This is a genomic window from Vreelandella andesensis, from assembly GCF_003989795.1.
Classification (GTDB): domain Bacteria; phylum Pseudomonadota; class Gammaproteobacteria; order Pseudomonadales; family Halomonadaceae; genus Vreelandella; species Vreelandella andesensis.
The window spans coordinates 181,522-208,187 of sequence record NZ_RZHG01000019.1 but is presented as its reverse complement, the minus strand read 5'-3'; the positions used below and the strand labels follow the sequence as shown (position 1 = coordinate 208,187).

The following is a 26,666-nucleotide window of genomic DNA, read 5'->3' as shown; positions in this document are numbered from 1 at the left end:
AGCCAAAGCAGCTGTCGTGGTTGCCAGCGTCTCATCAAACGCTGACAATCACAATATAATCATTCTCATTTACCCCGTCAACCCAAATGCGAATACTTTTTATTTATTTTTATGCTCGCTTTTTACACTAGCCTACCAACTGCAACCAAAAGGGCAGCGTCAGCATAGCTAACAACGTTTGACCAGTAATGATGCCCGCCATAAGCTCTGCATCCCCGCCCAACTGCCGAGCAAGAATGTAGGCAGAGGTGGCGGTAGGCAGCGCTGCAAACAGTAGCGCTACATCACGGCTAACAGAATCTAATCCCACCAGCCACGCTAATAACAGCACCACTGCTGGCATTAACAGCAGCTTGATACTATTCGTCGCTATCACGCCACGATCAAGCCGTAGCAGCGCTGCCGGGCGCAACGCCACGCCCACAGCAATTAGCCCCAGTGGCAGCGCCGCACCACCCAATAGCCCTACCGTATCCTGGCTCCAACCGGGTAAGCCAACACCGGAAAGATTGAGACCAATACCCGCCAAACAAGCTAAGATTAGTGGATTTTTAGCCAGTGCGAGGGCACTTTGGCTAAGGCTTCCACTGCCCAGCGTACCTGCCGCTACGAAGCTTGCGACACACATGACATTCGCTACCGGTACCATGAGTGCTACCGCCACCGCAGCGGTAGTTGCACCCATACTGCCATGCAGTGCCGCTGCACCCGCGACCCCCACGTAGGTGTTAAAACGCACAGCGCCTTGAAACACCGAGGTAAACGCCGCAGGCGTTAGCCCTAGACAACCACGAAAGCGCCATAGCAACAAACCAAAAATCCCCATAGTGCCGAGCAATACCAACGCTATACGACCAACCGGCACTTGGCTGACATCGGCAGTGGCCAGCGTACCTATCAGCATCGCAGGAAACAGCACAAAGTAGATCAGCCGCTCCATTTGCGGCCAAAAAGTGTCACTTGGCCAGCGGTAATAACCAATGGCAGCGCCCAGTAAAATTAATAAAAACAGTGGCCCAAGTGCGCCAGTAATGCTCTCCATTATTATTCCTTGTTAACTGCGACATCCAAGCACAGCGACATCCGTGCGATTACTGTTACCATGAAACTGACTTCCACCTTACGGCCTGCGTAGTGACCATTCTGCCATGAAGAATTTGTCCAAACCTGTCTACTTTACGGGTTTTCCAGCACTGAAAGTGCTTATCCTCATCACGGGCATCTCCCTAGCCGCCTGCACGTGGTACGTGTTCGCCAATTGGCTTCGCGATGATGGTGATATCACATGGTTTACGCCAAATGCCGACTGCAATCTTCACACCAGCACGTGCTCGGCAGTCCTGGGAAATAAAGGCCGCTTAACCCTGACGGTTGATGCCGATGGCCGTATCGACGCGCTGGATATCCTGCCACTGGATGTAGAAGTAGAGGGGCTCAACCCAAGCCATGTAACGGTCGACTTTATTGGTCGCGATATGGATATGGGCTTACACCGCTTTGGATTAACCGCCACTGCGCCCGGACACTTTCATGGCCAAGGGCAAGTGGGTATCTGCACGCAAGACGTAATGCCCTGGCGGGCGCGGGTTATCCTGGAAACACCAGAAGGCAAGTTCGGCAGCTGGTTCGACTTTGACGTAATTAGGAGTTAATACGCATGGCCGCAAAACCTTTCAATCGTAAATCACTCTGGCTGGGCTTAGTACTCATTCTCACCCTGCTGGTCGTTGCCGCTATCGGCCTTTACCAGTATGCCTTTCAGCCCGACAGTGACAACGTAACGGGTGGACCTATAGAGATGCCGTCTACTCAGGGAGATTTCTCGCTCTCCCAGCTAAATGAAGGTGACATTGCCATTGTTTCATTTGGCTATACCTACTGCCCAGACGTTTGCCCAATGAACCAAGCCGTAAAGCGACAAGCGCTGGCCCAGCTAAGCGATGCTCAGCGTGAACGCGTGGTGCCGCTAATGGTAACAGTTGATCCTGAACGCGATACGCTGCCACGCATGGAAGAGTATATGCAGTTCTTCGGCGATGAGTTTATCGGCTTGGTGGGCAGTCAAGAGCAGCTTGCAGAGGTAGCGGCTCGCTATGGCGTTATTTGGCGGCGAGTAGAGGCACCTAATTCAGCCATGGCCTACACCATTGACCATAGCGCATCGCTTTTCTTGGTTGACCGCAACGGCAAGATTTTACAAAGAGTGCTCTACTCTCCAACGCCGCATGGTTTGATGTCAGCGTTGGAGAATGAGTTAGGCAGTTGACAGGAAATACTGCAAAGCAGCACCAGTGAAGCACCTGCGCTTAAGGTGCGCTTTGTAGGTGATCAAGCATTGCCAATAACGCTCTGGTTTGTGTGCCATCACGGGTGTCATGTAGCGGATTGAGCTGCCAAGTGCTTTCGGCAAAACCCCACCAATCCCAACACCCCTGCGGGTTAGCCATGCTACTTTCCGCCTGCGGATATAACACCACTTGACCGTGGTCTGCTGCCCAACGGTTCAAACCGCTATGGCGTATAAACGTGTCACCGATGGCGTCAACGTTCATTTGACAACCATGCAACGCAATCGTAACGGGGCAGCCCCCGGCCTCACACACCTCAGGAATAAATAAATACCCCACGTCGGCCAGACCTTTAACAGCAAACTCTGACTGATCAAAGGCAATTACTTCGCCCTCGCTGGCATTAACATCACGCTCTGGATAAAGCCATGAAAGCATATCGCCAGCCACGTTTTCATCGCAGGCAAGCACATGGCTGCCTCCGCCTTGGCGACAGCCACCAAGTGCCTCGGGGCTAACGTTAGCTTGCTTTGGCAGTTTTATAGGCCAGCCATGGCCGGTGTTCTCACTGCGTACGAAACGCAGCTGCTCTGGAGATGCCAGCCAGCGCTGCCACTGCTCTGCTAACAAGTTGCCCAGCGCTGGAGAAACCGTGTCATCTTCATCACCGTGCCATACATAGGCGCGTAGTTTCGCGAGTGCGTCGCGCTTACCCACTTGCTCAAGCGACTCATAACGCTCACGCCGGCGATCTAGCTCATCCAGAGAAGGCAACCCACGGCGGGTGCTCATACACTGGCTAAGGGCCAAACTGAGCGCGCCTTGGGCACAGCTCCAAGGACCCGCCGCTAATACGCCTACGCCACTAAAGCGCTCAGGCCAAGCAACCGCCAACTGCGTCGCCATATAGCCGCCTGAAGAGACACCTACCACGCTAGCGCGGTCACTCGCTGCACTCAGCGCAGGTAAATCCCCAGGCACGACATCCTCTTCAGCATAAACAGCCGTGCCGCCTAACAGTAAAAGTGCGCCCAAAAAGCAAGACGTAGAAGCGGCGGATCGAATCATTTACTCAACGCCTAACAGTTCAACGCGGAACGTCAGCATTTCATTCGGACCAATAGGACCTTGGCCGCCTTCACCGTAAGCCAGCTCAGCAGGGATATATAGCATCCAGCTATCGCCGACGCTCATCAGCTGAAGTGCCTCCTGCCAACCTTCAATGACTTGATTTACTTGGAAACTTACTGGCTGGCCACGTTCGAAAGAGCTGTCAAATACCGTGCCGTCCAGCAGCATGCCTTCATAATTCACTTCAACGGTATCTTCCGCACCAGGTGTTGCGCCTTCACCGGACTCAAGCACTTCATACTGTAAGCCAGATTCAGTGACTTCGACTTCTTCACGCTCAGCGTTTTCCGCTAGGTAAGCTTGGCCTTCCTTTAGGTTAAGTTGAGCAATTTCAGCGGCTTCTTGCGCGCGCTCTTCCATGGAGCGCTCTTGGAAAGCGACCAGCGCTTCCATCATTTCTTCCTCGCTTAGCGCTAACTCATTGCCATCGAAGACATCGCGCATACCGTCCGTAAATGCATCAAGGTCGAGGTCTTCAATATCGGCCTGCATGCTCTCGCCTAACGTTACGCCTAAGCTATAGGCAAGACGCTGTTCGTCAGTTTCAGGGGCCGCTGCCGCAAAAGGAGCGACCAGTAACAAACTTGCCAAAGCGGTGGAAGAAAATAATGCCTTCATGAAAAAAACCTTATCCAACGGCGCAACGCGCCAAATGTTTGAGTGCTATAAAGACTAACACCCGTTACCCCAGGCTGCATTACCTGAGACAACGGGTGTTAGTAAGACCACAATTAAGTGCAGTAGTTTAGTGTCTTAAACAACCAATGTGGGACAGTGTGCCGCACCCGCCACACGCTGGGAGACACTGCCCAACAACAGATTTTTCTCGCCGTTGGTTCCCTGAGCGCCAATCACAATTAAGTCGCACTCCCGCTTACGGGCAAAGCGCACAATCGTTCGGGAAGGGCGCCCACCTTTCACAAATGCCCTCACTCGCGCACTGTCTGCTCCCATCTCTACGGCATAGGACTTTGCGTGTACAGCAATTTCCGTGGCGTACTCTTTAAGCGCATCATCAGGCAGATCCAGTTTATTCGGCCGCACCATGGAAAGCGATGCTTCCAGTAAGCTGTGGTGCTTGAATACACACAGCAAATACAGTTCTGCACCGGTGAGCATATGCAGGCCCACCGCTTTCTCCAGCGCCTTAATCGCCCCTTTCGAGCCATCCACGGGGATTAAAATGCGATTAAACATCCGCGATCTCCTTGTGACTGCTTAGCGGAAAGCAACATCACGCAAGAACAGCGCAATTTGCGGGAACATGATCAGCAGCGCCGCCGCTAGGATCAGCATAAAGATGAAGGGCGGCGTGCCCTTAATGACTTCCCAGTAAGGCCGCTTGAAGATCGCAATTGCGGTGAAAATATCGCAGCCAAAGGGCGGGGTCGCGGAGCCGATGGCCACCTGCAGCGTGATCAAAATACCTACCAGAACAGGGTCAAGTCCGGTCGCCGCAATCGCAGGCGCGAAAATGGGCGTAAGCACCAGAATGACTACAATCGGGTCAACAAACATACACGCGACAAAGAAAGAGATACAGATCGCGATCAGTACGCCTGTAGGCCCGGCTTCATTGACGCCTACCGCTTCCAAAATCATTTGGGGAATCTGCGCGAACGAGATTATCCAGGAGAACCCATTGCCCACGGCGACCAATATAAACACCACCGCGGTAATTAAGCCGGTAGATTTAGCAATCGCATAAATATCGTTCATCTTCAGCGAGCGGAATACCACAAACTCAAGCAGTACTGCATATAGCACACAGGCTGCGGCTGCTTCCGTTGGGCTAAAGATACCCCCATAAATGCCACCAACGATAATAACGGGAAAACCTAGCGGCCATAGCGCTTTTTGCACTGCAACAGCGCGCTCTTTCCAGCTAGCACGGGGCTCAGTAGGCACACCTTTTACCGTGGCATAAATAATGCAATAGATTGAGAACATAAGCAGGATTAAAAGCCCTGGCCCAATACCGGCGATAAATAGCTCACCAATCGATGTGCCCGAAATAACCCCATAGATGATCATGCCAATACTGGGGGGAATCAAAAAGGCGATGTCGCTCGCGTTAATGATCAACGCCAATGTAAACGGGTCAGAATAGCCCGCTTTCAGCATTTTAGGCCGCAATGGTGAGCCTACGGCCACCACGGTTGCCTGGGTAGAGCCAGAAACCGCACCAAATAACGTACAAGAAGCTGCCGTACTAACCGCAAGACCACCTTTGATATGACCAATAAATGACATCACCATTTCGATCAGGCGATTTGCAGACTGGCCGCGCGTCATAACATCAGCCGCCAAAATAAACATCGGCACCGCAATCAGTGAAGCAGGCCGGATCCCCGCCATCATCTGTTGAATTAGCGTATCCATCTGGCCGAAGCCGTTGAACATCATATAAAAACCGATCACCGCTGCTGTAATCAGCGGAATCATCATAGGAAAGCCCAATAGCAGCAGGGCAATCATGGTGACTACCATTATCGTCGTCATAGCATTCCCCTAGGGTGCAAGCCCTGCTTTACACTTCTGTTTCGGTGTCTTTATAACCGTCAACTACCCCTGTAGAGAGATATACATCCCGAGAGGTAAGGTTTTTAATTGCCGTTAACAGGTACTGAATACCCGTAATTAGGAAGCCCATAGGCACCCAAATATAGATAATCCAAATAGGTATCCCGAGTGACGGCAATACGCGACCTTTGCTTTGAAGGTCAAGGATGTAGATAACGGAGTAGTACAGCAGGAAAAACATGACGAGGGAGGTAAAAAACGAAATACCTATCATCAACACCTTGCGCCCACCGACGGGCAGCGCATCGTAGATGGCTGACATGCGTATATGACGACCGTGGCGAGCAGCGTAACCGATGCCCGCAAAGGTAATCATGATGATCAAAATACGGTTTAATTCACCCGAAAACATAATGCTATTGTTAAATATAAAGCGGGCAATAACATTGGTAACCGTATTCAGCGCCATTAGCAAAACCCCCAGCGCCAGTATGACTGACTCGATTTTGCTAATTGCAGTGTCGATCACGCCTAGTATGCCGGGCAAACCAGAGCTGTAATTCTTTTCGGATTCTTCTTCGGTCATGGCCGATCTCCTCTTAAGCAGCGTGGCAGCTAACTATTTAAGACAACCTAGCGCCTCATCCCTCACTGACCACCGAACGGAGCATGTCCGGCCTTGTTCATTTTGCAGCGTAACGGTTAATAACTCTTTTCGCTTCAACGCTAGATGTACGAAAGTTTTTCTGTGTTGTGCGAAAAGTAGTGCGCTTTTTTTGTTAAGAGGCCGTCAGTGTCGTGAACATATAAAAATAAAAAGGGGCAGCGCTGGCTGCCCCCTAGGTGACTCTACGTTAGAGCGAATATGCTAAACGATTAATCACTCGTTAGTTACGGCTTCAAGATCGGCTTTAAACTGCTCAAGCAGCTCAGCACCGCGCTCCCCCGTCATGCCTAGGAAAGCTTCCTCTACCTGTGGAGCGCGCTCGCGGAAAGCCTGGATTTGCTCTTCGTTCAATCGCGTAACCGTCACTTCATCAGAAGCTTCTTGAATTTTAGCTAATGACTCACCAGCCAAGCCTTTAATATGCTCAATTGTGTGATCATAAGCAGCATCAGACGCTTCTTGCACCAGCTCTTTGTCTTCATCAGACAAATCTTCATAGAAGTCTTGGTTAGCCATCATTGCGGTGGTGAACCAGCCATGACCTGTGAAGGTAAGGTGCGGAGACACTTCGTACAAGCCGCCAGATTCGATCCAGAAAATTGGGTTTTCCTGTCCATCGATAATGCCGGTTTGCAGACCACCATACACTTCACCCCAAGGTAGCGGCGTCGGTGTCGCACCAAAAGCATCATAAGTTTCTGAGAGCAATGGATTCGTCATGGTACGAATTTTCTTGTTACTCATATCTTCCGGCGAGCTAATTGGCTCGTCGGTGGTAACAACCATTTCACCTTCAGGGTACATCTTCAGTAGCTCAAGACCTTGCTCGGCGTAGAGCGCTGGGAACATCTCGTTGATAGCCTTACTCTCGTCGAAGAACGTGAGAACCGTTTCTTCGTCAGTAGGCAGTAGATAAGGGATAAAGAAGATTTGCGCTTCTGGGATAAGAGATCCCGTGAAACCAGGTGACTGGTTTACGAACTGTAGAATGCCGTTTTGGGTCTGCTCCATGATGTCGTCAGACTCACCTAACTCACCAAAACGATAGACTTGAACAGTGTGATCGGAATTTTCTTCAATATATTCTTTGAATGCGTAAGCGAACACGTCTTGGACATCGCCTTCGTACTCTTCGTGGGCGTAACGCCAGTTATCTGCTTGAGCGGCTGCGCTGAGACCAAATAATAGTGCACCAATGCTTGCCGTCGTCATTAACTTGGTCGTTACTGAACGAGTCGAAATTAACTTGCTTGCCTTCATACAGAGTTCCCCTAGCAATGGTAGGCGCGCTGTACAAGTGCGCCAATACTTAATTTTTGTATAATGCGTGCTGCTAATAAGATGCTCTGGCAATTAAGTCAGAGCAAACTATTGGAGCGTTCTGGCCTCGATGTCCGTAAAACATTATTCGTAGAATATGTCTTTTTGAACACGATTAAGGCAACGCCTGGAAGCAGCTTTTTGAAACCATAGCAAAAGCGTTAACAGCCTTATCAGCACGCGTTATTCAAAAATAGCTTAACTTCAGGCTAGCGCGGTCGCTCGTAACGGTCAAGCTGTGTCGCAAGCATATTAATTGCTTCCCTAACGTTCTCGCGCCTGGGTTGCACGACCTCTTGATCAAACGCAAGCGCATCCGAAAACAGCTTACTTTGCAGCCATTGTGCAACATCTTGCTTGCTTATAGCGCAATTTGTTATCCGGCGGTTATATTTAGACGCTTGCAGTATCCATTGCTGCCAGCGTTGAAGGTTCTCACGCTCAGCTTGAAGTTCGGCCTGCTGAAGTGTCTTTCGAAGCTGGGCAATGCCCTCACTTTCTGCCGCTTGCGGCTTGAGATCACGACGCAGCTGCCGCAAAACAGCCGTGACCGAAAGCTGCCAATGCTCGCGCGCTTTGCGCTCCACTGTCAGCGCACTTGGCGTTGCCTGAAGGCCGTACTGATAAAGCCAGCTATGCATGAGCAACTCACACACATCAACCCCAGCACTGTCCTGTAGCACAAGGCAAGCCTGCTCGACCCCAGGCTGGGCATAGAACGTCAGTGCAAAATCCCACAGCGGAGCCTGCTGTAAGCGCTGGAATCGGTTAGAATCGAACATTGATTTACCCACTTTTTCGGGAGAATGCATGATCGCACTGCGCCAAGTCGCCCTGCAACGGGGTACACAAACGCTACTCGATAACGCTGACCTTACGCTCCACAGCGGCATAAAGGCTGGCATTATCGGGGCAAACGGCGCCGGTAAGTCGAGCTTATTCAAACTCTTGCTAGGTGAGCTCGGCCCCGACCAAGGCGACGTTGAGATGAGCGGTGGCCAACGAATCGCCCACATGGCCCAAGAAGTTGACGCACTAGATCGCCCTATTGTGGAGTATGTGCTGGATGGCGATCATGCGCTGCGGCAAGCGGAAGCAGATCTTCTGGCCGCTCGCAAAACAGATAATCCGCATCGGGAAGCCGAATTACATGGCCTTATCGAAACGCTGGATGGCTATACAGCCGAATCACGGGCGGCGCAGCTATTAGTGGGACTCGGCTTCGTGCAAGCGGACCTTGAGCGGCCCCTGTCGGACTTTTCCGGTGGCTGGCGTATGCGGGTGAATTTGGCCCGCACACTATTTATGCCGTCTGACCTGCTGTTGCTTGATGAGCCAACCAACCACTTAGATCTTGACGCCCTGCTTTGGCTAGAACAGTGGCTGACCCGCTACCCAGGCACGCTGCTGCTGATTTCGCATGACCGTGACTTTTTGGACGCTGTGTGCGATCACATTGTGCATATGCACCACCAAACGCTCGAGCTTTATCGCGGCAACTACTCCCGCTTTGAGCGAACGCGAGCAGAGAAGCTCGCTCTACAGCAAGCCGAAGCGGCTAAACAGCAGGCCCGGCGCGAAGAGATTGAGCGTTTTATTACGCGCTTTCGCGCCCAGGCAACAAAAGCAAAGCAAGCGCAAAGCCGTGTAAAAATGCTGGAGCGTATGGGTGATATCGCCATCGCTCACACGGACTCACCCTTTCACTTCACTTTTCCCGCTGCCGATAAGACCTCACACCCGCTGCTCGTGCTAGACCAAGCCACCCTTGGCTATCGCAGCAAAGCGGGCGATGTTGCTCAGCTAGAGAAGGTCAACGTTACCCTGTTACCCGGCAGCCGTATCGGCCTGTTAGGCCCCAACGGCGCGGGCAAATCAACGCTGATCAAATCATTGACTGGCGAGCTTGCGCTGCTAGAGGGCAAACGCGTACCAGGTGAACATTTAGCGATTGGCTATTTTGCTCAGCATCAATTAGAAAGCCTGGACGTAACCACAACGCCCTTTATGCATGTACAACGGCTCTCTCCAACGGTAAGTGACCAGGAAATCCGCAACTTCTTAGGTGGCTTTGGTTTTAAAGGTGATGACGCCTTTGGCGAAGTTGCCACCTATTCTGGCGGTGAAAAAGCGCGCTTGGCACTGGCGCTGGTCGCTTGGCAAAAACCAAACCTGCTGCTGCTTGATGAGCCAACCAACCACTTGGACTTGGAAATGCGCGAGGCGCTAACCGAAGCGCTAGCAAGTTTTGAGGGTACGGTCATTCTGGTATCCCACGACCGTCATTTACTGCGTGCCACGGTTGATGAGTTCTGGCGGGTTGCCGATCACCGTGTGGAACCCTTCGATGGCGATCTCGATGACTATCGGGTATGGCTAAAAGCGCGTCTGGAAGAGAGTCGCCGCGACGCCCGTAGCGAAAAGAATGAACGCCAAAGCCTACCGCCCAGCGGTGACCGCAAAGCTGCTCGCAAGGCAGCGGCGGAACTACGCGAGAAACTGCGACCGCTGAAAAAAGAGCGCGATCACGCTGAAAAAACCATGGAGAAAGCCCAGCAAGCACTTGAAGAAGTAGAGGCTGTTCTCGCTGACCCGACGCTTTATACCGACAGTGCTCGCAAGGCAGAGCTAACCGATGCGCTTGCTCAACAAGCAACCATTAAAAGCCGTCTGAACGATGCCGAACAGCAGTGGCTGGCAGCAGAGGAAGCACTGGAAACGATGGAAGCGGCGCTGCTGGCCAGTGAGGACGCCTAGCCCTATGTGATCAGCCTGCACATTATTCCGCGTTAATTAGGGAGTTAGCTTTCAAGCAGGAACGTTACTGGCCCATCGTTAACCAACGCCACCTGCATATCAGCACCAAATTGCCCGGTTGCAACGTTAGACCAGCGAGCGTTTGCATTAACGACTAAATAGTCAAACAGACGCTCGCCCTCGTCGGGCGGTGCCGCGCTAGAAAAGCTGGGGCGCAATCCTTTGCGGGTATCGGCGGCCAACGTAAATTGTGATACCAACAGTAAACCTCCGCCGGCCTGCTGCAGGTTATTATTCATTTTACCTTCATGATCGCTAAATACTCGGTAGTGCAGCAGCTTATGCAATAGCTTTTCAGCATCGGCTTCGCTATCGCCTTTTTCAACACCCACTAACGCCAACAGCCCATGCTCGATGGCCCCTACGGTGTTACCCTGAACCGTCACGCTGGCGTTTTTTACCCGCTGTATCAATGCCTTCACGCTTGCCCCTTACGATGTAAATCCAAAAGGACAGTGTAATCGCTGAGATAGCGTTCAGACACTTACGTTTAGGTCAGTTTTTGCCCAACAGTGCATCACGGAAATCGTCGCCTAACGGACGCTCGCCCAACCAAATACCAAACATGGCGCTGGCGAACTCAGCGCTGTCATCCTCAAATACCACCTCACCGTTAAGGGCAAGACGCAGCCATTCCCCGTCCCAACTGAGCAGATAGCGGTCGCCAGGCGCTACATCGCGATAGCGCTGATTTAGCCGCTCAAGGTCCTCTTCAATCTGGTTAAACTCATAAAGTGTCAGCGACTTTTTCAGCGTTTCCTCAGTCGCTTCAGCAAAGTCGGCAGCTTCAATGCTATGAAAGTAAGCGAGCTCAAGGCGACGGGGGACGTTACTTAACGGCTGTGGTGCCGTTTCTCCTTCAAGCTGATAGTAGGCTCCTGCATAAGCAGTCCAGATCATGTAGCGAAAGACCCCACTACCTATCAATGTATAGCGCTGACCATCATCCTCCACAACGCGCTCGAAGCGCTCGCCCTGCTCATTCACACTGGCAGCCAGCGCGTTAGGGGCCGACAGAAGCATAACGACTGACAGCAGTAGGCCTAAGGTTAAATAATGTCTAAGGACAGATGGCATAGCGAAAATCTCCACGTTTCACAAAACACCGGTTATACATACTTAAAACATAGATAAAGGTTCCGTACAGTAACTACCAAGAGCGGCACAGCATGAGATCACAGTGGGGCTCACCCAACAGCATTTCGGCCACTTGGCTAGTGTGTTGAGGCTGGCCCCGGCTACCAATGATCACCAAATCAGGAGAGTGCCGCTTCATATAATCGTGAAGCACATCACAAGGTTGCCCCGGTTCGAGAACTAGCTCGACATCAGGAACGCCATCAAGATCACGCATTAAACTCTCAATCTCGTTATCCAATGTTCCGCGTAAGCGTTCTACCTCATGATCTCGCCACTGCGCAAAATTAGCTTGGGAGCCAAGCTCACGCTCACCGGGCAAGCTCCATGCATGCAATAGCGTCAACGTTGCTTCTGGAAAGCGTATAAGTGCCTCTCTTAGGGTTTGCCGGGCGGTAAGCGAAAAATCGATCGGCACTAGGATATGTCGCCAGGGCTGCGTCGGCAGATAAGAAGCTACCACCACGGGGCACGGGGCACTTCTAAGCACACGCATCACGGTGGTTCCCAACAGGAGGTCTTTCTGACCGCGCTTACGGTGCATGCCCAAAATAATTAACGAGGCATTGCGTTCGTGAGCTTCTCGAACAATTTCAACATGAGGCTCACCCACAACGGTTTGAATAAGCAGCGAAGGCGCTTCCAGTGCGTAATCTTCGCGCAGGTCAGTCAATGTGGTACTGATGTCTTCATTAACCGCGCTTTCAACGTCGTGAAGAACACGGTGAGGCAAGTAAGGGTCAAGGACATGAAGAATGTCGAGCTGCGCCCCTTGGGCATAAGCCAGCCGTAGCGCGCGAGCAAACGCAGCGCGGTTATCCTGAGATAGGTCCGTGGCGAACAGCAGCGTGCGAGACATGGCACAACTCCTTGGCCGATCGAATCGGCATCATCAGTAGGCACATTAAATAGCTAAACAAGCATTGTTCAGCATGGTGTTCGTTTGTGCATACCGCAAGGTGTCTCTTACCTTTTCCACAACCACTTTACACACTTATTGCGCTGGGTCATTTACATCACCACCACGCATGAAAGTGGTGCACCGGCCCACGCCCATGACCGACATTAAGTCTAGTGCTCGCTTCTAATGCGGCATGCAACCACAGCTTCGCTTCGCCAATCGCTTGCTTAGGTGCACTAGGCTCGGCATCGGCAGGTAGTTTTGCCAGACACGCAGTGATTGCCGAAGAAAGTGCGCAGCCCGTGCCGTGTAGGTTATCAGTGGCAATACGCGAGGCAGGAAGCCATGCGTGCCCGTTTGGAGTGGCCAATAAGTCAGGGCAGGTATCACCACGCAGGTGACCACCTTTAAGAACTACGTAAGGTGCTCCCAGCTCAACCAGCGCTGGCAGCATCGCCTCCATGTCATCCAGTGAAGCCGGTGGTTCGGCGTCTAAGAGCACAGCCGCTTCAGGCAAATTTGGGGTAATGACATCCGCTAATGGCACCAATATATCGCGCACGGCACGAATGCCAGCATCATCGACCAAAATATCACCGCTTTTGGCTACCATCACTGGGTCTAGTACGATCCAGCGAGGGCGATTTTTCCGCAATACATCAGCGATTACTTCGGCAACTTCGCGGTTCGCAACCATGCCAATTTTAACCGCATCTAATGCCACATCATCTAGCAGATGCGCTAGCTGCTCGCGAATAGCCTGAGGAGAAACCGGGTATACGGAAGCGACACCACAGGTATTTTGGGCGATGACCGCAGTGATCACATTGGTGCCGTAGACACCTAGCGCCGAAAAGGTTTTCAGATCACCCTGCAAGCCAGCACCACCTGAGGGGTCAGAACCAGCAATGGTGAGTACATTGCGAAGGCGGGAATTGTTGGACATGGGGCTCCTTACTTAACGGTTCAGTAGCTCTCTAGAATACCCAAATGCAGCGCTAAATAGAGGCATTTTAACTAAACAATGGCCGCCTAGGAGGCGGCCATTGCGTGTTCAACAAGCGCAGAATGCTTACAGCATAGTTACTGCGTTATTGAGTCGCTACTGCGTTGTGTCACCATCTGGATTACGGGCGTTGTAATATGCCTGCTCAGAAATCGCATGGTAATCTACGACTTTATCCTGGAATGCTTTGTACGATTCATAGATGCGCGTTGCCAGCTCACTGGATTCTGCCAACTCGGCTACAACATCGGCGGAATGCTCGCGGGCCTGAGCTAAAACATCGTCGGGGATACGACGCAGTTCAACCTCGTGCTCATTGACCAGCGTTTCAAGAGCATCATTATTACGCGCTGTGTACTCGTCCAATACGCTTTGGTTAATATCGCTAATAGCGGAGCGTAGAATTGCCTGAAGGTCTGCCGGCAGTTCTGCTAGAGCCTCTTCATTGACAATTGCTTCGAACATCACCGTCGGCTCATGCCAACCTGGGTAATAGTAATAGTCTGCTGCCTGGTGTAGACCAAATGCTAAGTCATTGTACGGACCAATCCATTCGGTAGCGTCAATTGCTCCCGACTGCAACGAGGTGAAAATCTCACCACCTGGCATGTTGACAATGGCGACGCCCATGCGACTCATCACTTCGCCGCCTAGACCTGGCATGCGCATTTTTAAGCCATTAAGGTCATCAACCGAGTTGATCTCCTTGTTGTACCAGCCGCCCATTTGAACACCAGATGCCCCAGCTACTAGCACGTCCACACCGAAATCATCGTAAAGCTCATTCCACAGCTCAATGCCTCCGCCATAGCTTAACCATGCATTCATTTCTTGAGCATTCATGCCAAACGGCACGGCCGCGAAGAACTGAGCAGCAGGCGCTTTACCCTTCCAGTAGTAAGAAGCGGAGTGGCCAAGTTCAGCGGTGCCATCAGACACGGCGTCAAACACTTCAAACCCAGGCACTAACTGGCCAGCACCGAACACTTCGATGGTCAGGCGGCCATCGGACATTTCTTCCACCAGTTGTGAGAGCCGCTCTGGCCCCTGCCCTACGCCTGGGAAGTTTTTAGGCCAGGAAGTAACCATTTTCCAGCGAAAGTTTTCTTGTGCTTGAGCCTGATTATCGAAACTTGAAACCACCAGCAAGCTAGCGGATAAAGCGGTCGTCATCGCAATGGCGACAGGGAGTGCTTTAATTTTCATACATAAACCCTCTTGCTTCTATTATTGCTGTTATAGGTAGGAGGAAGACCGCCTAGCCTTTTTGGCTTGGCGGTTTGTTGCAAGCCATTAGTAAGATCAGCTTGTCTGCTTTTAAGTAAGGTTGCCACTTAGTTGCGTTGATAGTAACGATAGCTTTCAACTCGGCGCTCATCGAAATTCCCATCAAAACGACGCAGGCTAAAATTAAGCCATTTAAAATTGAGTCGTTCAAAATTGACTAGGTAGCCATGTCGCCAGTTGAGGGTAAAACGCTAGCATCAGTAGCATCCCAAGCTGCATCAGAATAAATGGTATGACCCCACGGTAAATTGCCGACGTCGGCACCGAGGGCGGCGCTACGCCACGCAAGTAAAATAACGCAAAGCCAAACGGTGGGGTTAAGAACGAAGTTTGCAGGTTAATAGCGATCATGATGCCCAACCATATCGGATCAAGCCCCATGGCCAGCAGAATCGGCCCCACGATAGGCACCACCACAAAGGTGATTTCGATAAAGTCGAGAATAAAGCCGAGCAGGAAAATAACCAGCATCACGATAATAGTCGCACCTACCACACCGCCGGGCATACCTTCGAACAGGTCAGTGACCATATGCTCGCCACCGTAGGCCCGGAAGACCAACGAAAACAGCGCCGCACCAATCAGAATCATAAACACCATGGTGGTCACGTGGGTGGTTGAACGCAGCACATCTTTCAGCGTTGCCCAATCTAACTGGCGATAAGCCAAGGCCAGCACCAGGGCACCAAAGGCGCCAACCGCCGACGCTTCCGTGGGCGTTGCAAACCCGCCCAATATCGAGCCAAGCACTGCGACAATCAGCACCACAGGTGGCACGAGGCCCTTCAGCAGCAGCCACCCAAGACCCGACGTATGACCAAGCTCTGCCATTAGCTCTTCACGGTTGGCTGCAGGCGCCATTTGCGGGCGCAACCACGCGACCATGGCAACGTAAATCATATACATAACCACCAGCAACAGCCCTGGCACTAACGCGCCCATAAACAAATCACCCACAGAGACCGTTTTAGGACTGAAAATGCCCATCGAGAGCTGCGCCTGCTGGTAAGCGGACGACAGCACATCGCCAAGCAGTACTAGCGCAATGGAGGGTGGAATAATCTGGCCTAGTGTACCGGTTGCACAAATAGTGCCGGTCGCAAGCGAGGTGCTGTAGCCGCGCTTTAGCATGGTAGGTAGCGACATGAGACCCATGGTGACCACGGTGGCCCCTACAATACCGGTAGATGCCGCCATCATCATACCTACCAAGGTCACTGAAATACCTAAACCACCGCGCATAGCACCAAACAATAGCGCCATCGCATCGAGCAGTGTTTCGGCTACTTTAGACTTCTCGAGTAAAACACCCATCAAAACAAAAAGAGGCACCGCCAATAACGTTTGATTGGTCATAATGCCGTAAAGCCGATTGGGCAGCGCGGCAAGATAACCACTGTCGAAATTGGCGTCTATACCGATAGCTTCAAGACCCAGGCCCATCCCTGCAAACAACAGCGCGGTGCCCGCTAATGAAAACGCCACAGGGAAACCGAACATCAGTACGACACAGATGACGGCAAATAAAATAAGCGGCATAAATTCCAACATTAAACGCGCTCCTCAAGGTGGCTATCGTCAGCAACAGATGGGGATATCCGGCCAGTAAATACATAGCCGTTGCGCACCACTTCAATAACGCCTTGCACAATCATTAGCGCGGCAAAAAGCGGTATTAACGTTTTTAGTGCAAAAACGGCAGGAATGCCGCCGTAGTCTGGGGAGGTCTCCATAACACGCCAGGAGTTAGCAACGTAGCCCAAGCTGGAAGCAATAATAAAGACCATCACGGGAATCAAGAGCATGATAATACCCGCGATATTAACGACCGCTTGGCGGCGGGGTGTCATTCCACGATAGAAAATATCGACCCGCACATGGCCATCATGACGAAAGGTATAGGCCGCAGCGAGCATAAAGACACTGGCATGCATGTACATCACCAGCTCTTGCATAAAAATGCTGTTGACGCTAAGAGCATAACGAAGCAGTACAATCGCGAACTGAATCAGCATCATGATGATGATCAGCCACGCAAGGCTACGCCCAAACCACTCCGAAGCGCGGTCCAGCGCAGCGATAAACGCAGGTAGTTGTGTTGTGTCCGACATTGTGGTGTCTCGCGTAAAAACGGCTAGGGGGAGTCAGCGCAACAGACAATAGCGCATATACGCAGACAATGCAGCGCCCGTAAACCGCTAGGCAAACTTATTGTTAAACGCTTTGGCAAATCGATGCCAAGCAGGCTGGTGGTAGTGGCAAATCCACAGCGATTGGCAAGTGATCAGAAAATAAGTGATCCAACACACGCACATCCGCGGCTTCAAGCGTTTTAGACAGTAAGATGTGATCCAGAGCGCGACGAGGTTGCCAGGAAGGATAGCTAAGCAGCGGCTTAACTGGATGAAGCGGCAGCGACATACTAAAGCGCTCATGGGCATGAAGCTGATCAGGCGTGCAGTTCAGGTCACCCATGACCACCACATGGCGCAGTGGCTCGATAATATTACTCAAATAATTCAGCTGGCGCACACGCCCACGGTGGCTTAGCGCCAAGTGAGCGATAAAGATGTGCAACGCATCCGGGCCTTCACCATAGCGTGCGTGTATTGCACCACGCCCTGGCAGCATACCTGGCAAACGATGCTCTTCGATGTGACTAGGCACAATGCGCGACAATAGCCCATTACTGTGCTGAGCAAACTGCCCTAAATTACGATTTAGTTGTTGAAAATAGTGGGGGAATCGCGCTTGAGAGGCAAGATATTCCACTTGGTTAACACGGCCAGAACGAAAACTACCGCCGTCAACCTCTTGCAAGCCCACCACATCAAATGGCTCTAGCACGTTACCCATTTTCGCCAAGCGCTTAAGCCGCTGAGGATGGGGTAACACGTGCTGCCAACTACGGGTGAGGTAGTGATGGTATGCCGACGTTTGGATACCCACCTGCAAATTGAACGTCAGTAAGCGGATATGACCACGTTCAGCCAAAGACAGCGCAGGCGAGCTTGTTGTTTGCCCCCCTGCGTGACCGTGTTCTAACACCGTTATTGTGCGCGCTCGTTACGTACGCGCTCGACCAGCGCATTCGCAATTTGCGGCATGTTTTCCAAGCTACCGGCCGTGCTTGGCGATACGACGTAGCGACCATCAATAATCAATGCGGGCACGCCCATCAGGCGCATTTCACGCATGCGGCTGTTGGCTTTGTTGACTTCACTGCGAACACTAAACGCCGTTAGTGCCTGCTTAGCTTTTTCTTCGCTTACACCGTAATTAGCGAAAAACTCAGCGATTTCGTCCGCATCTGTCAGTGAGCGACCATCTTCATGAATGGCCTCAAAGAAACCGGCGTGAAGTTCGTCTTCAATACCCAGGGATTCTGCTGCATAAAATGCTGTTGCGTGGGTGTTCCAGTCACCGCCCATCGTGGCGGGCATGTGGACAACGCTAACGTCGTCTTCAAGCGTTTCGTACCATTCGCTTGCTGGGGTTTGCAGACGGTAGCAGTGCGGGCAGCCAAACCAGAACGCTTCGGTCACTTCGATCTGCCCCTCTTCTACCTGGGTCGCCACCGGCGACTCGAGCAGCGTGTAGTGCTGACCTTCAACCAGCTCCTGGGCACTCACTGCCGCAGATAAGCCTAAGCCGGCCATCGCGACCATTAACGTTTTCAACATAGCGAAAATTCTCCAAAAATAAGCAAAACTACGACCGCTGCGCATGCATAGAGGTTCCCCATCTCTTTAATTACCAGTGAGATAGGGCACCTTTATTTATAGCGGCTAGTTCAAGCCTAGTAGGTAATTCGCTACCGCCTGCATGTCGCTATCGCTCATTTTGGAAGCGATGTCGCTCATAATATTATTTGGGCTGTTGGCACGCTCACCAGAAGCATAGTCTTGCAACGTAGACACCGTATACTCCGCATGCTGGCCTGAGAGCGCAGGATAGACAGCGCTACCGATCCCGGCCCCTGTAGGTGTATGGCAAGCACTGCACGAGGGAATACCTTTGGACATATCACCCGCCCGATACAACTCTTCACCGCGCGCTAAAAGCTCGGCGTCTTCATCGTCAGTCTGGCCAAGATTTGCGTCTTGCCCAGCAAAGTGAGCCGCAACATCCCAAGCGTCTTGATCAGAATAATTATCAACCAGCCCCGCCATCTGGGCAACCACGCGATTGCCATCACGGATATCCATAATCTGCTTAGCCAGATAGGACATCTGCTGTCCGGCCAAATTTGGAAAGGCACCCACTGCGCTAATGCCTTGCTGGCCATGACAGGCTGCGCAGGTTTGAGCGAGTTCACGACCCGCTGCCGCATCCGCGTCAGCTTGAAGGTCGGTTTGGGCGTGCACGGTGCCAACGGCACCCATGGTAATTGCCAGGCTTGCCAGTAACTTTCTCATTGCTATTCCACTATGCCGTTTGATTATTGACTGGTACGCACCCTGGGCGCTGCCCAGGTTCAGCACTTTACCAGGGTCAGCTCCGCCAAAACGAACAACATACCGTGTTGGTCGCTGCTGGCTAGAGCGCGATGGTACACTAGCGCCCCAGGTCGCAGTTATAAACCACTTGCATTATAACGAATCACCCTAGCGGCGGGAATGCAAGTCCAGGTCTGCTTTTGGGGTAATTCGTCGCGGTACCGTCATTTACTCACGTTAACGTGGTGAAACGGGCCGTCTTATACGTCTGTTTTTCAGGATTAACACCATGTCTACCGCTAATGATAACCCAGTCGCTCGACTTAACTACCCTACTGCCCGCTTTATGATCAGCGCACCCACGCTTGCTCTTTGTCCAGACGATACTGGTGCAGAAGTCGCGTTTGCGGGGCGCTCTAATGCGGGTAAATCAAGCGCGATTAATGCACTTACTCGACAAAATGCGCTGGCCCGCACCTCACGTACGCCAGGACGCACTCAGTTGATTAACTTTTTTACCATTATGAACGACGAATCGCGTCGTTTAGTCGACTTACCCGGCTACGGCTACGCCAAAGTGCCTGAAGCGGTGAAGCTCGAGTGGCAGCAACATCTGTCTGACTATCTGCGTGGTCGCTTCAGTTTACGCGGCCTTGTATTGCTAATGGACGTGCGCCACCCGCTCACTGAATTCGACCAAATGATGCTCAACTATGCGGATAAGCGCGAAATGCCCGTGCACATACTGCTAACCAAGTCCGACAAGTTAAAAAAAGGCCCTGCTAGCGCCACGCTGCAAAAAGTTCGTTCTCGCCTAAAAGAGTGGGAAGATTTAGTCTCGGTTCAGCTTTTCTCATCCCTAAAGCGCGAAGGTGTCGATACACTTTCTCAAAAACTAGACCAATGGCTACATACCGCTGAGTAAACCAAGGATTACCGAACAAGCCAAGTTTTAACCAACAAACTAAATCTTACTCAAAACAGACAACCTTGCCAGGCAAGCTCAGGTTCCTTAAATAAACCGCTGTGTCAGGAGCGTCGTTCCAACCACTCGATTAGCTCGGGCAACTCTTTTACGTGGGCAATTCGGTGAATACGTGCCGGCAAGGCTTGATCGCCTTGCGCGGCGACCCATACGGCATGCATGCCCAACCGCTGTGCAGGTAACACGTCCTCTTGCCAAGAGTCACCTACATGCATAGCGCGATGCGGCACAACATTGAGGCGCTCTAGGGCGGTGAGAAACGGCTTGGGATCCGGTTTAGGTGCCAGCAGTTCGCCGGCAGCAATCGCCACTGGAAAGTACGCAGCTAACGGCTGGCGTTTAAGATGAATATTGCCATTGGTAATGGCAGCTAGCTGATAACGCTTACTCAACGCAGATAACAGCCCGGCAGCTTCGGGGTGCGGCGTTACCTGCACCCGCAGGCGATGGAACTCATTCATCGCCGCGGCAGCCCATAGCAGGGCGCTACTGCGTGTTAATCCTTGGGCTTCTAGCTGTGCTTCTAACGCCCGTAAACGTAGCCAGGTGAAGTCGCCGCACCGTTCCGGCGCCTGCTTGGCCCACTGCTGGCGGCGCTGTAGGTAATCGGTTAGACCCTGCTCGTAATTCAGCGCTAATGGCGCTTCATGTCGGGCTTTGCGCCATGCCGCCAGCGCTTCAATTAGCCAACGATAATGACCCTCTTCGGTTTTTAACATCACGCCTTGGTTGTCCCACAGCGTATCGTCAAGATCAAACGTAATCGCTTGTAGAGAAGTCATGGTTAACTCCGTGTAGGGCGGCGTTTAGCGCGTGGGTGGGCGGCATCATAGCTTTCAGCCAAATGCTGCCAATCCAGGCGGGTGTAGACTTGGGTAGTTGACAAATTAGCGTGACCCAGCAACTCCTGAACCGCTCGCAGGTCCTGACTGGACTCCAATAAGTGACTTGCAAACGAGTGACGCAATCGATGGGGGTGGAGGTGTTCAGGCAAACCACGCACAACGGAAAGTTGCGCTAAGCGCTTTTGAATACCGCGATGCCCCAGACGCCGCCCCCGCTGGCCAACAAATAATGCCATTTCACCGGCTGCTGCCAATTCAGGCCGACACGTTAACCACGTCTTAAGCGCCTGATCTGCTCGTTTACCAACGGGCACTTGCCGCGGCTTACTACCCTTACCCATCACCCGCACATGGTGGGCATTTAAATGACCTAAATCCAACGCCGCAAGTTCCGCTAATCGTAGGCCGCTGGAATAAAACAACTCAAGCATGGCTTGGTCACGTATTGCCAGCGACGTGCCGTCGTGAGGCGTATCTAAAAAACGTGATAGCGCATCGACATCAAGTGGTCTTGGTAAGTGGCTTGGCTGCTTTGGCGTGCGCAGCAACCCCACGGGGTTATCGGCAAGCACGTGATGCTGCACAAGATAGTCAGCAAAACGTGATAGCGCAGCGCGGCGACGGGCTAAACTTCTCGGCGCGAGACCACGGCTACGCTCTGACCCTAAAAAGGTGCGCAGAAATGCCGTATCTAACGCCGCGGCATCGGTGACACCTCGTTGCTCAGAAAAACGCTGCAGGGCGGTTAAATCCTGACGATACGCTGTCACCGTGGCAGGGCTTGCATGAGTAGCAAGCTTACCTAAATACGCCTCGACCTGCGTCGATAATCCGCTTGGGCTATCCATGGTGTTCCAAGCGAAGCAGTAGCCGTGCCACGATATCGCTCAGATACTCTGTAAACAATGTGTCCATGCTGGCGCGGTAACAATTGGAGTCGGGACTTGCGAGAAGCAAATACCCCAGCTGCTCGCCTGCCGAAAGCCGCGAAATGGCACAGGAACCCGCTCGTCGAGGTGCTTTGGTATGCGGCAACAGACACTTCCAGTCGCTAACGCTGAGTTTGGCACAACGGCTGGTGCGCCCATCTAACAGCGCGGCCAGGCGCGCACTGGCATGCTGATTCAACACGTGGCGCGGCGGTTGCGGCGGCGTTGGCTCTTCATCGCTTAATGAAGATGGGCACCATAGCGCCATGGCAGGCGTCTGAAAGTGCTCGCTTAATTGAACAGCAAGCGCTTGGGCCAACGTATCGCGATCTTCTGCTTCAACCAGACTAAGTAACGTCTCACGCAGTCGACGGTATTGGGCTTCATTATGCCGTGCGGTTTCCAGAAGATGCTCAAGCCGCCCCTCTGCAGTTTCAGCACGCTGGCGTAAGTCGATCACCAGGCGCTCTAGCAACGATATCGCTCCATCGATATGGGGGTGCGGCACCTTAAGCTGCTGCAGCAAGCCTTCTCGACCCACAAAAAAATCAGGGTGACGGGCCAGCCAAAACGCCACTTGATCAGGGTCGAGCGTTTTGCGCGGCTCGGGGGCTTGAGACATCACCGTTCTCCTCGAATTAGTTGAGTGTGACGCGACCATCAAAGACGCGTGTGGCTGGACCCACCATCACCAACGGCGCTTCGGGGTCGGGCCACTCAATGCTTAACTGACCACCAGGCAAGTGAACGGTGACCGGGCTTTTCAACAGCCCCTGGCGAATACCGCTAGCCACCGCAGCACAGGCACCCGTGCCACAGGCAAGCGTCTCGCCGCTGCCGCGCTCGTATACTCTCAGGCGAATTTCGCTAGGCGACACGACCTGCATAAAGCCCACATTCACCCGTTTGGGGAAGCGAGGGTGCGACTCAAGTAGCGGCCCAAGACGCTCAACCGGTGCGCTATCAACACTTTCAACCTGCAGCACGGCATGAGGATTCCCCATAGAGACAACCCCTAGCGCCAGCGTGTCACCATCGACGTCAACCGCGTGCAGTGGTTGATCACCAGGGGCCTCAAACGGCAGCGTAGCTGGGTTAAAACGCGGTCTACCCATATCAACACGCACCATACCATCGTGCTGAACATTGAGCACCAGCGGGCCACCGGCGGTTTCTACATGAATTTCATGCTTGTGTGTCAGTCGCTGATCGCGAACAAAACGAGCAAAACAGCGCGCGCCATTGCCGCAATTTTCAACTTCGCTGCCATCCGCATTAAAAATACGGTAGCGAAAGTCCATTTCTGGATCGCGGGGCGGCTCGACCACCAATAATTGGTCAAAGCCAATGCCAAAGCGCCGGTCTGCTAGCTGGCGAATCTGTTCATCACGCAGGCGCGCTCGCTGAGTGACCAGATCCACCACCATAAAATCATTGCCCAGACCATGCATTTTGGTGAAGTGCAACAGCATCAGCGCCCCCCTTCCGGCAGCAGTGTTTCACCCGCCCACAGGCTTTCCAGGCTTTCCCGAGCGCGGACTACATGATAGCTACTGCCATCGACCATCACTTCTGGTGGGCGAGGACGGCTGTTGTAATTCGATGCCATTACAAAGCCATAAGCACCCGCAGAACGAACTGCCAGCAAATCGCCCTCTGCAACCTCCAGTTCGCGCTCTTTACCGAGGAAGTCGCCGGTTTCACAGACAGGGCCCACGACATCATAGACCGCACGCTCGCGCTGTTGACGGGTATCCACCGGTACAATTGCCTGCCATGCCTGATACAACGCGGGGCGGATCAGATCATTCATGGCAGCATCTACAATGGCGAAATTTTTAGTCTCACCTAGCTTTAAGAACTCTACGCGGGTCAGCATTAGGCCTGCGTTAGCCGCAATTGAACGCCCAGGCTCAAATAGCAACATCAATGTTTCACCGCCTTCCCAGCGAGAAAGACGCGTCAGCAACTGGCTGGCGTAATCAAACGGTTGAGGTGGTTTTTCATCACGGTAGGGGACGCCAAGCCCACCACCTAGGTCTAGATGATCGATCTCGATACCACGCTCACGCAGCCGCTCCATCAGCATTAATAGCCGCTCAAGAGCATCTAAAAAAGGGGCTGTTTCAGTGAGCTGAGAGCCGATATGACAGTCTAGCCCGGTGACGCGCAGGTTGGGTAAGCTGGCGGCCAGCGTATAAACATCCAGCGCTTCATCAACAGGAATACCGAACTTATTGTCTTTCAGCCCAGTTGAAATATAGGGGTGAGTGCCTGCATCCACATCAGGATTTACCCGCAGCGATACCGGAGCAATCTCCCCCAGCTCACCAGCAACTTTATTCAGCCGCTCAAGCTCTGGCCGTGACTCGACGTTAAAACATTTTATGCCCACGTCGAGGGCGCGAGCCATTTCATGGGGCTGCTTCGCCACTCCTGAAAACACCACTTTGGCAGGGTTGCCGCCCGCTTTTAGCACGCGCTCAAGCTCACCAATCGAAACAATATCAAACCCAGCCCCTAACCGAGCAAGCAGGCCCAGTACCGCCAAGTTGGAATTGGCTTTTACCGCATAACAAATCAGGTGAGGATGACCACCCAGGGCTTCAGTGTAGGCTCGAAAATGACGCTCTAGCGTCGCTTTTGAGTAGACATAACAAGGCGTCCCTAGGTCGGCAGCAATCTGAGTAAGTGGGACGTCTTCAGCATAAAGCACGCCGTCACGGTAGTTAAAGTGATCCATTACCCCTCCTGCTCGGCAGCCGAATCGTTGGTATCGTCAGGCAGATAAAGCGGCCCTTTTTGGCCACAACCGACGAGCAGCAGTGCGGTCAATAGCAACGTGCTAAGCGTAATTGCGCTGCGTTTCATGCATCACCTTTTAACACTGCCAACGCCTCACGGGCACGGCTGGCAGCGGCGCGAACCTGATCGGGCGCGGTGCCGCCAATGTGGTTGCGGGCCGCGACTGAGCCTTCCAGGGTCAACACTTCAAACACATCCTGCTCGATAATATCGGAGAACTGCTTAAGCTCTTCCAAGGTCATTTCTGACAGGTCTTTCTTGCTCTTCAGGCCATACGCCACCGACAGCCCAACAATTTCATGGGCATCGCGAAAGGCCACGCCTTTGCGTACCAAGTAATCAGCAAGGTCCGTGGCGGTCGAGAACCCGCGTCGAGCGGCGTCATACATACTGTCTTTTTTCGGCTCAATAGCCGGCACCATGTCGGCAAAGGCTTTTAAGCAGTCGCGCACGGTATCGACGGCGTCAAACAGCGGTTCTTTGTCTTCCTGGTTGTCCTTGTTGTAGGCCAGGGGCTGCGACTTCATCAGCGTTAATAGCGCCATTAAGTGGCCATACACCCGACCCGTTTTACCACGAACCAGTTCGGGTACATCGGGATTTTTCTTCTGCGGCATGATAGAAGAGCCAGTGCAGAAGCGATCAGGCAGGTCGATAAAATCAAACTGGGCGCTGGTCCACAGCACGAGTTCTTCGCTCATACGTGACAGGTGCATCAACAGAATACTGGCGAAACTGGTGAATTCGATAGCGAAGTCACGATCAGAGACAGCATCCAGTGAGTTTTCCGCCGGGCGATCAAAGCCTAGTAATTCCGCTGTTACATGGCGGTCGATAGGATACGTAGTGCCGGCTAGCGCCGCTGCGCCAAGAGGCATCACATTCACACGTTTGCGACAGTCCAGTAAGCGCTCGTGGTCACGGGTTAGCATCTCTTGCCATGCTAATAGATGATGACCAAAAGTCACCGGCTGCGCTGTTTGCAAATGGGTAAAGCCGGGCATGATGGTGTCGGCTTCACGATCGGCAAGCTCAATCATGCCTTCACGTAGACGAATTAACTCCACTTCAATCACGTCGATCTCATCGCGCATAAAAAGGCGGATATCGGTCGCTACCTGATCGTTACGTGAACGGCCAGTGTGTAGTTTTTTACCCGTGATACCGATTTTATCCGTTAAGCGTGCCTCGATATTCATGTGCACGTCTTCAAGCGGAATCGACCAGTTAAACTCGCCTCGCTCAATTTCGCCCTGAATCTCGGTGAGGCCGTTGATAATGGTGTCACGCTCTTCATCGGTCAGCACACCGACCCGAGCCAGCATGGTGGCATGGGCAATAGAGCCCTGAATATCCTGGCGCGCTAGGCGCTGGTCGAAATTCACAGACGCGGTGAAGCGTGCGACAAAAGCATCGGTGGGCTCGCTAAAGCGACCGCCCCAAGACTGGTTCGTAGCTTGGCTCATCGGAGGCATATCCTGCTGACAAAACTAAAGGAGTCGTTAAAAACAAAGCGTCGTAAAAAAACTAAGGTAATCATTATCAGAAAGTGTACCAGAGTCGCCGCACTCAGCGGCATGCCGTTT

General features: G+C 52.6%; 29 protein-coding genes. 4 read left to right on the top strand and 25 right to left on the bottom strand.

Annotated elements, in window-relative coordinates:
- Positions 1-127: 127 nt before the first annotated feature.
- Positions 128-1,042: an AEC family transporter gene (locus tag ELY33_RS10555; RefSeq protein ID WP_126947788.1), complete on the bottom strand. Its 915-nt coding sequence runs from the start codon at positions 1,040-1,042 to the stop codon at positions 128-130.
- A gap of 106 nt (positions 1,043-1,148) precedes the next feature.
- On the opposite strand from ELY33_RS10555, the gene ELY33_RS10550 reads away from it, so the two are divergent.
- Positions 1,149-1,652 carry a hypothetical protein gene (locus ELY33_RS10550; RefSeq protein ID WP_126947786.1) on the top strand — a complete coding sequence of 168 codons (504 nt, stop codon included), beginning with the start codon at positions 1,149-1,151 and terminating at the stop codon, positions 1,650-1,652.
- A 5-nt stretch (positions 1,653-1,657) separates the two neighbouring features.
- Complete coding sequence (locus ELY33_RS10545; protein ID WP_126947784.1) at positions 1,658-2,266, top strand: SCO family protein; 609 nt, start codon at positions 1,658-1,660, stop codon at positions 2,264-2,266.
- A 40-nt stretch (positions 2,267-2,306) separates the two neighbouring features.
- Here ELY33_RS10545 and ELY33_RS10540 read toward each other — a convergent pair whose 3' ends face one another.
- The 7 genes from ELY33_RS10540 to ELY33_RS10510 form a co-directional block, all read right to left on the bottom strand.
- Positions 2,307-3,356 (bottom strand): alpha/beta hydrolase family protein, encoded by a 1,050-nt coding sequence (locus ELY33_RS10540; RefSeq protein WP_126947782.1) that lies wholly within the window; start codon positions 3,354-3,356, stop codon positions 2,307-2,309.
- Positions 3,357-4,037, bottom strand: a complete 681-nt coding sequence (locus ELY33_RS10535; RefSeq protein ID WP_126947780.1) for a BamJ family beta-barrel-assembly machinery protein — start codon at positions 4,035-4,037, stop codon at positions 3,357-3,359.
- 135 nt (positions 4,038-4,172) lie between these two features.
- Positions 4,173-4,616: a universal stress protein gene (locus ELY33_RS10530; RefSeq protein WP_126947778.1), complete on the bottom strand. Its 444-nt coding sequence runs from the start codon at positions 4,614-4,616 to the stop codon at positions 4,173-4,175.
- Positions 4,617-4,637: 21 nt separating this feature from the next.
- Positions 4,638-5,921, bottom strand: coding sequence for a TRAP transporter large permease (locus ELY33_RS10525; RefSeq protein WP_126947776.1), 1,284 nt, complete (start codon positions 5,919-5,921; stop codon positions 4,638-4,640).
- 28 nt (positions 5,922-5,949) lie between these two features.
- Positions 5,950-6,528: a TRAP transporter small permease gene (locus tag ELY33_RS10520; protein ID WP_126947774.1), complete on the bottom strand. Its 579-nt coding sequence runs from the start codon at positions 6,526-6,528 to the stop codon at positions 5,950-5,952.
- 294 nt (positions 6,529-6,822) lie between these two features.
- On the bottom strand, positions 6,823-7,869 hold the full coding sequence (locus ELY33_RS10515; protein WP_126947772.1) for a TRAP transporter substrate-binding protein: 1,047 nt from the start codon (positions 7,867-7,869) through the stop codon (positions 6,823-6,825).
- 269 nt (positions 7,870-8,138) lie between these two features.
- The gene (locus tag ELY33_RS10510) at positions 8,139-8,711 is read right to left on the bottom strand and encodes a TIGR02444 family protein (RefSeq protein ID WP_126947770.1); all 573 of its coding nucleotides are present in this window, start codon (positions 8,709-8,711) and stop codon (positions 8,139-8,141) included.
- A gap of 28 nt (positions 8,712-8,739) precedes the next feature.
- On the opposite strand from ELY33_RS10510, the gene ELY33_RS10505 reads away from it, so the two are divergent.
- Positions 8,740-10,686, top strand: a complete 1,947-nt coding sequence (locus tag ELY33_RS10505) for an ATP-binding cassette domain-containing protein (RefSeq protein ID WP_126947767.1) — start codon at positions 8,740-8,742, stop codon at positions 10,684-10,686.
- Positions 10,687-10,730: 44 nt separating this feature from the next.
- Here ELY33_RS10505 and dtd read toward each other — a convergent pair whose 3' ends face one another.
- From dtd to ELY33_RS10455, 10 genes are all read right to left on the bottom strand, one after another.
- Positions 10,731-11,168 (bottom strand): D-aminoacyl-tRNA deacylase, encoded by a 438-nt coding sequence (dtd, locus tag ELY33_RS10500; protein WP_126947765.1) that lies wholly within the window; start codon positions 11,166-11,168, stop codon positions 10,731-10,733.
- A 73-nt stretch (positions 11,169-11,241) separates the two neighbouring features.
- Positions 11,242-11,823 (bottom strand): chalcone isomerase family protein, encoded by a 582-nt coding sequence (locus ELY33_RS10495; protein ID WP_126947763.1) that lies wholly within the window; start codon positions 11,821-11,823, stop codon positions 11,242-11,244.
- Positions 11,824-11,896: 73 nt separating this feature from the next.
- Positions 11,897-12,742: a universal stress protein gene (locus ELY33_RS10490; RefSeq protein ID WP_126947761.1), complete on the bottom strand. Its 846-nt coding sequence runs from the start codon at positions 12,740-12,742 to the stop codon at positions 11,897-11,899.
- A 157-nt stretch (positions 12,743-12,899) separates the two neighbouring features.
- A complete protein-coding gene (gene thiD / locus ELY33_RS10485; RefSeq protein WP_126947759.1) occupies positions 12,900-13,730 on the bottom strand; it encodes a bifunctional hydroxymethylpyrimidine kinase/phosphomethylpyrimidine kinase in 831 nt (276 codons plus the stop codon).
- 156 nt (positions 13,731-13,886) lie between these two features.
- Positions 13,887-14,996 carry a TRAP transporter substrate-binding protein gene (locus tag ELY33_RS10480; protein WP_126947757.1) on the bottom strand — a complete coding sequence of 370 codons (1,110 nt, stop codon included), beginning with the start codon at positions 14,994-14,996 and terminating at the stop codon, positions 13,887-13,889.
- A gap of 228 nt (positions 14,997-15,224) precedes the next feature.
- Positions 15,225-16,628 (bottom strand): TRAP transporter large permease, encoded by a 1,404-nt coding sequence (locus ELY33_RS10475; RefSeq protein ID WP_126947755.1) that lies wholly within the window; start codon positions 16,626-16,628, stop codon positions 15,225-15,227.
- Positions 16,628-17,188 carry a TRAP transporter small permease subunit gene (locus tag ELY33_RS10470; protein ID WP_126947753.1) on the bottom strand — a complete coding sequence of 187 codons (561 nt, stop codon included), beginning with the start codon at positions 17,186-17,188 and terminating at the stop codon, positions 16,628-16,630. The genes ELY33_RS10475 and ELY33_RS10470 overlap by 1 nt, the downstream gene beginning before the upstream one ends.
- A 103-nt stretch (positions 17,189-17,291) precedes the next feature.
- A complete protein-coding gene (locus ELY33_RS10465; RefSeq protein WP_126947751.1) occupies positions 17,292-18,125 on the bottom strand; it encodes an endonuclease/exonuclease/phosphatase family protein in 834 nt (277 codons plus the stop codon).
- 2 nt (positions 18,126-18,127) lie between these two features.
- The gene (locus ELY33_RS10460; protein ID WP_126947749.1) at positions 18,128-18,760 is read right to left on the bottom strand and encodes a thiol:disulfide interchange protein DsbA/DsbL; all 633 of its coding nucleotides are present in this window, start codon (positions 18,758-18,760) and stop codon (positions 18,128-18,130) included.
- Positions 18,761-18,865: 105 nt separating this feature from the next.
- Positions 18,866-19,495, bottom strand: coding sequence for a c-type cytochrome (locus tag ELY33_RS10455; RefSeq protein WP_126947747.1), 630 nt, complete (start codon positions 19,493-19,495; stop codon positions 18,866-18,868).
- 310 nt (positions 19,496-19,805) lie between these two features.
- Here ELY33_RS10455 and yihA point away from each other — a divergent pair, with 310 nt between their 5' ends.
- Positions 19,806-20,441 (top strand): ribosome biogenesis GTP-binding protein YihA/YsxC, encoded by a 636-nt coding sequence (gene yihA, locus ELY33_RS10450; RefSeq protein WP_126947745.1) that lies wholly within the window; start codon positions 19,806-19,808, stop codon positions 20,439-20,441.
- A gap of 104 nt (positions 20,442-20,545) precedes the next feature.
- Here the strand turns inward: yihA and ELY33_RS10445 are convergent, their stop codons facing one another.
- From ELY33_RS10445 to argH, 7 genes are read right to left on the bottom strand one after another with little or no spacing between them, the layout of a single operon-like run.
- Positions 20,546-21,283 (bottom strand): HAD family hydrolase, encoded by a 738-nt coding sequence (locus tag ELY33_RS10445; protein WP_126947743.1) that lies wholly within the window; start codon positions 21,281-21,283, stop codon positions 20,546-20,548.
- A gap of 2 nt (positions 21,284-21,285) precedes the next feature.
- A complete protein-coding gene (locus ELY33_RS10440; protein WP_126947741.1) occupies positions 21,286-22,194 on the bottom strand; it encodes a tyrosine recombinase XerC in 909 nt (302 codons plus the stop codon).
- Complete coding sequence (locus ELY33_RS10435) at positions 22,187-22,897, bottom strand: DUF484 family protein (RefSeq protein WP_126947739.1); 711 nt, start codon at positions 22,895-22,897, stop codon at positions 22,187-22,189. Before ELY33_RS10435 ends, ELY33_RS10440 begins: the two co-directional genes overlap by 8 nt.
- Positions 22,898-22,913: 16 nt before the next feature.
- Positions 22,914-23,747, bottom strand: a complete 834-nt coding sequence (gene dapF, locus ELY33_RS10430; RefSeq protein ID WP_126947737.1) for a diaminopimelate epimerase — start codon at positions 23,745-23,747, stop codon at positions 22,914-22,916.
- On the bottom strand, positions 23,747-25,018 hold the full coding sequence (gene lysA, locus ELY33_RS10425; protein ID WP_126947735.1) for a diaminopimelate decarboxylase: 1,272 nt from the start codon (positions 25,016-25,018) through the stop codon (positions 23,747-23,749). The genes dapF and lysA overlap by 1 nt, the downstream gene beginning before the upstream one ends.
- Positions 25,018-25,146, bottom strand: coding sequence for an LPS translocon maturation chaperone LptM (gene lptM / locus ELY33_RS10420; RefSeq protein WP_126947733.1), 129 nt, complete (start codon positions 25,144-25,146; stop codon positions 25,018-25,020). The genes lysA and lptM overlap by 1 nt, the downstream gene beginning before the upstream one ends.
- Positions 25,143-26,546: an argininosuccinate lyase gene (argH, locus tag ELY33_RS10415; RefSeq protein WP_126947731.1), complete on the bottom strand. Its 1,404-nt coding sequence runs from the start codon at positions 26,544-26,546 to the stop codon at positions 25,143-25,145. The genes lptM and argH overlap by 4 nt, the downstream gene beginning before the upstream one ends.
- Between the last annotated feature and the right edge of the window lie 120 nt (positions 26,547-26,666).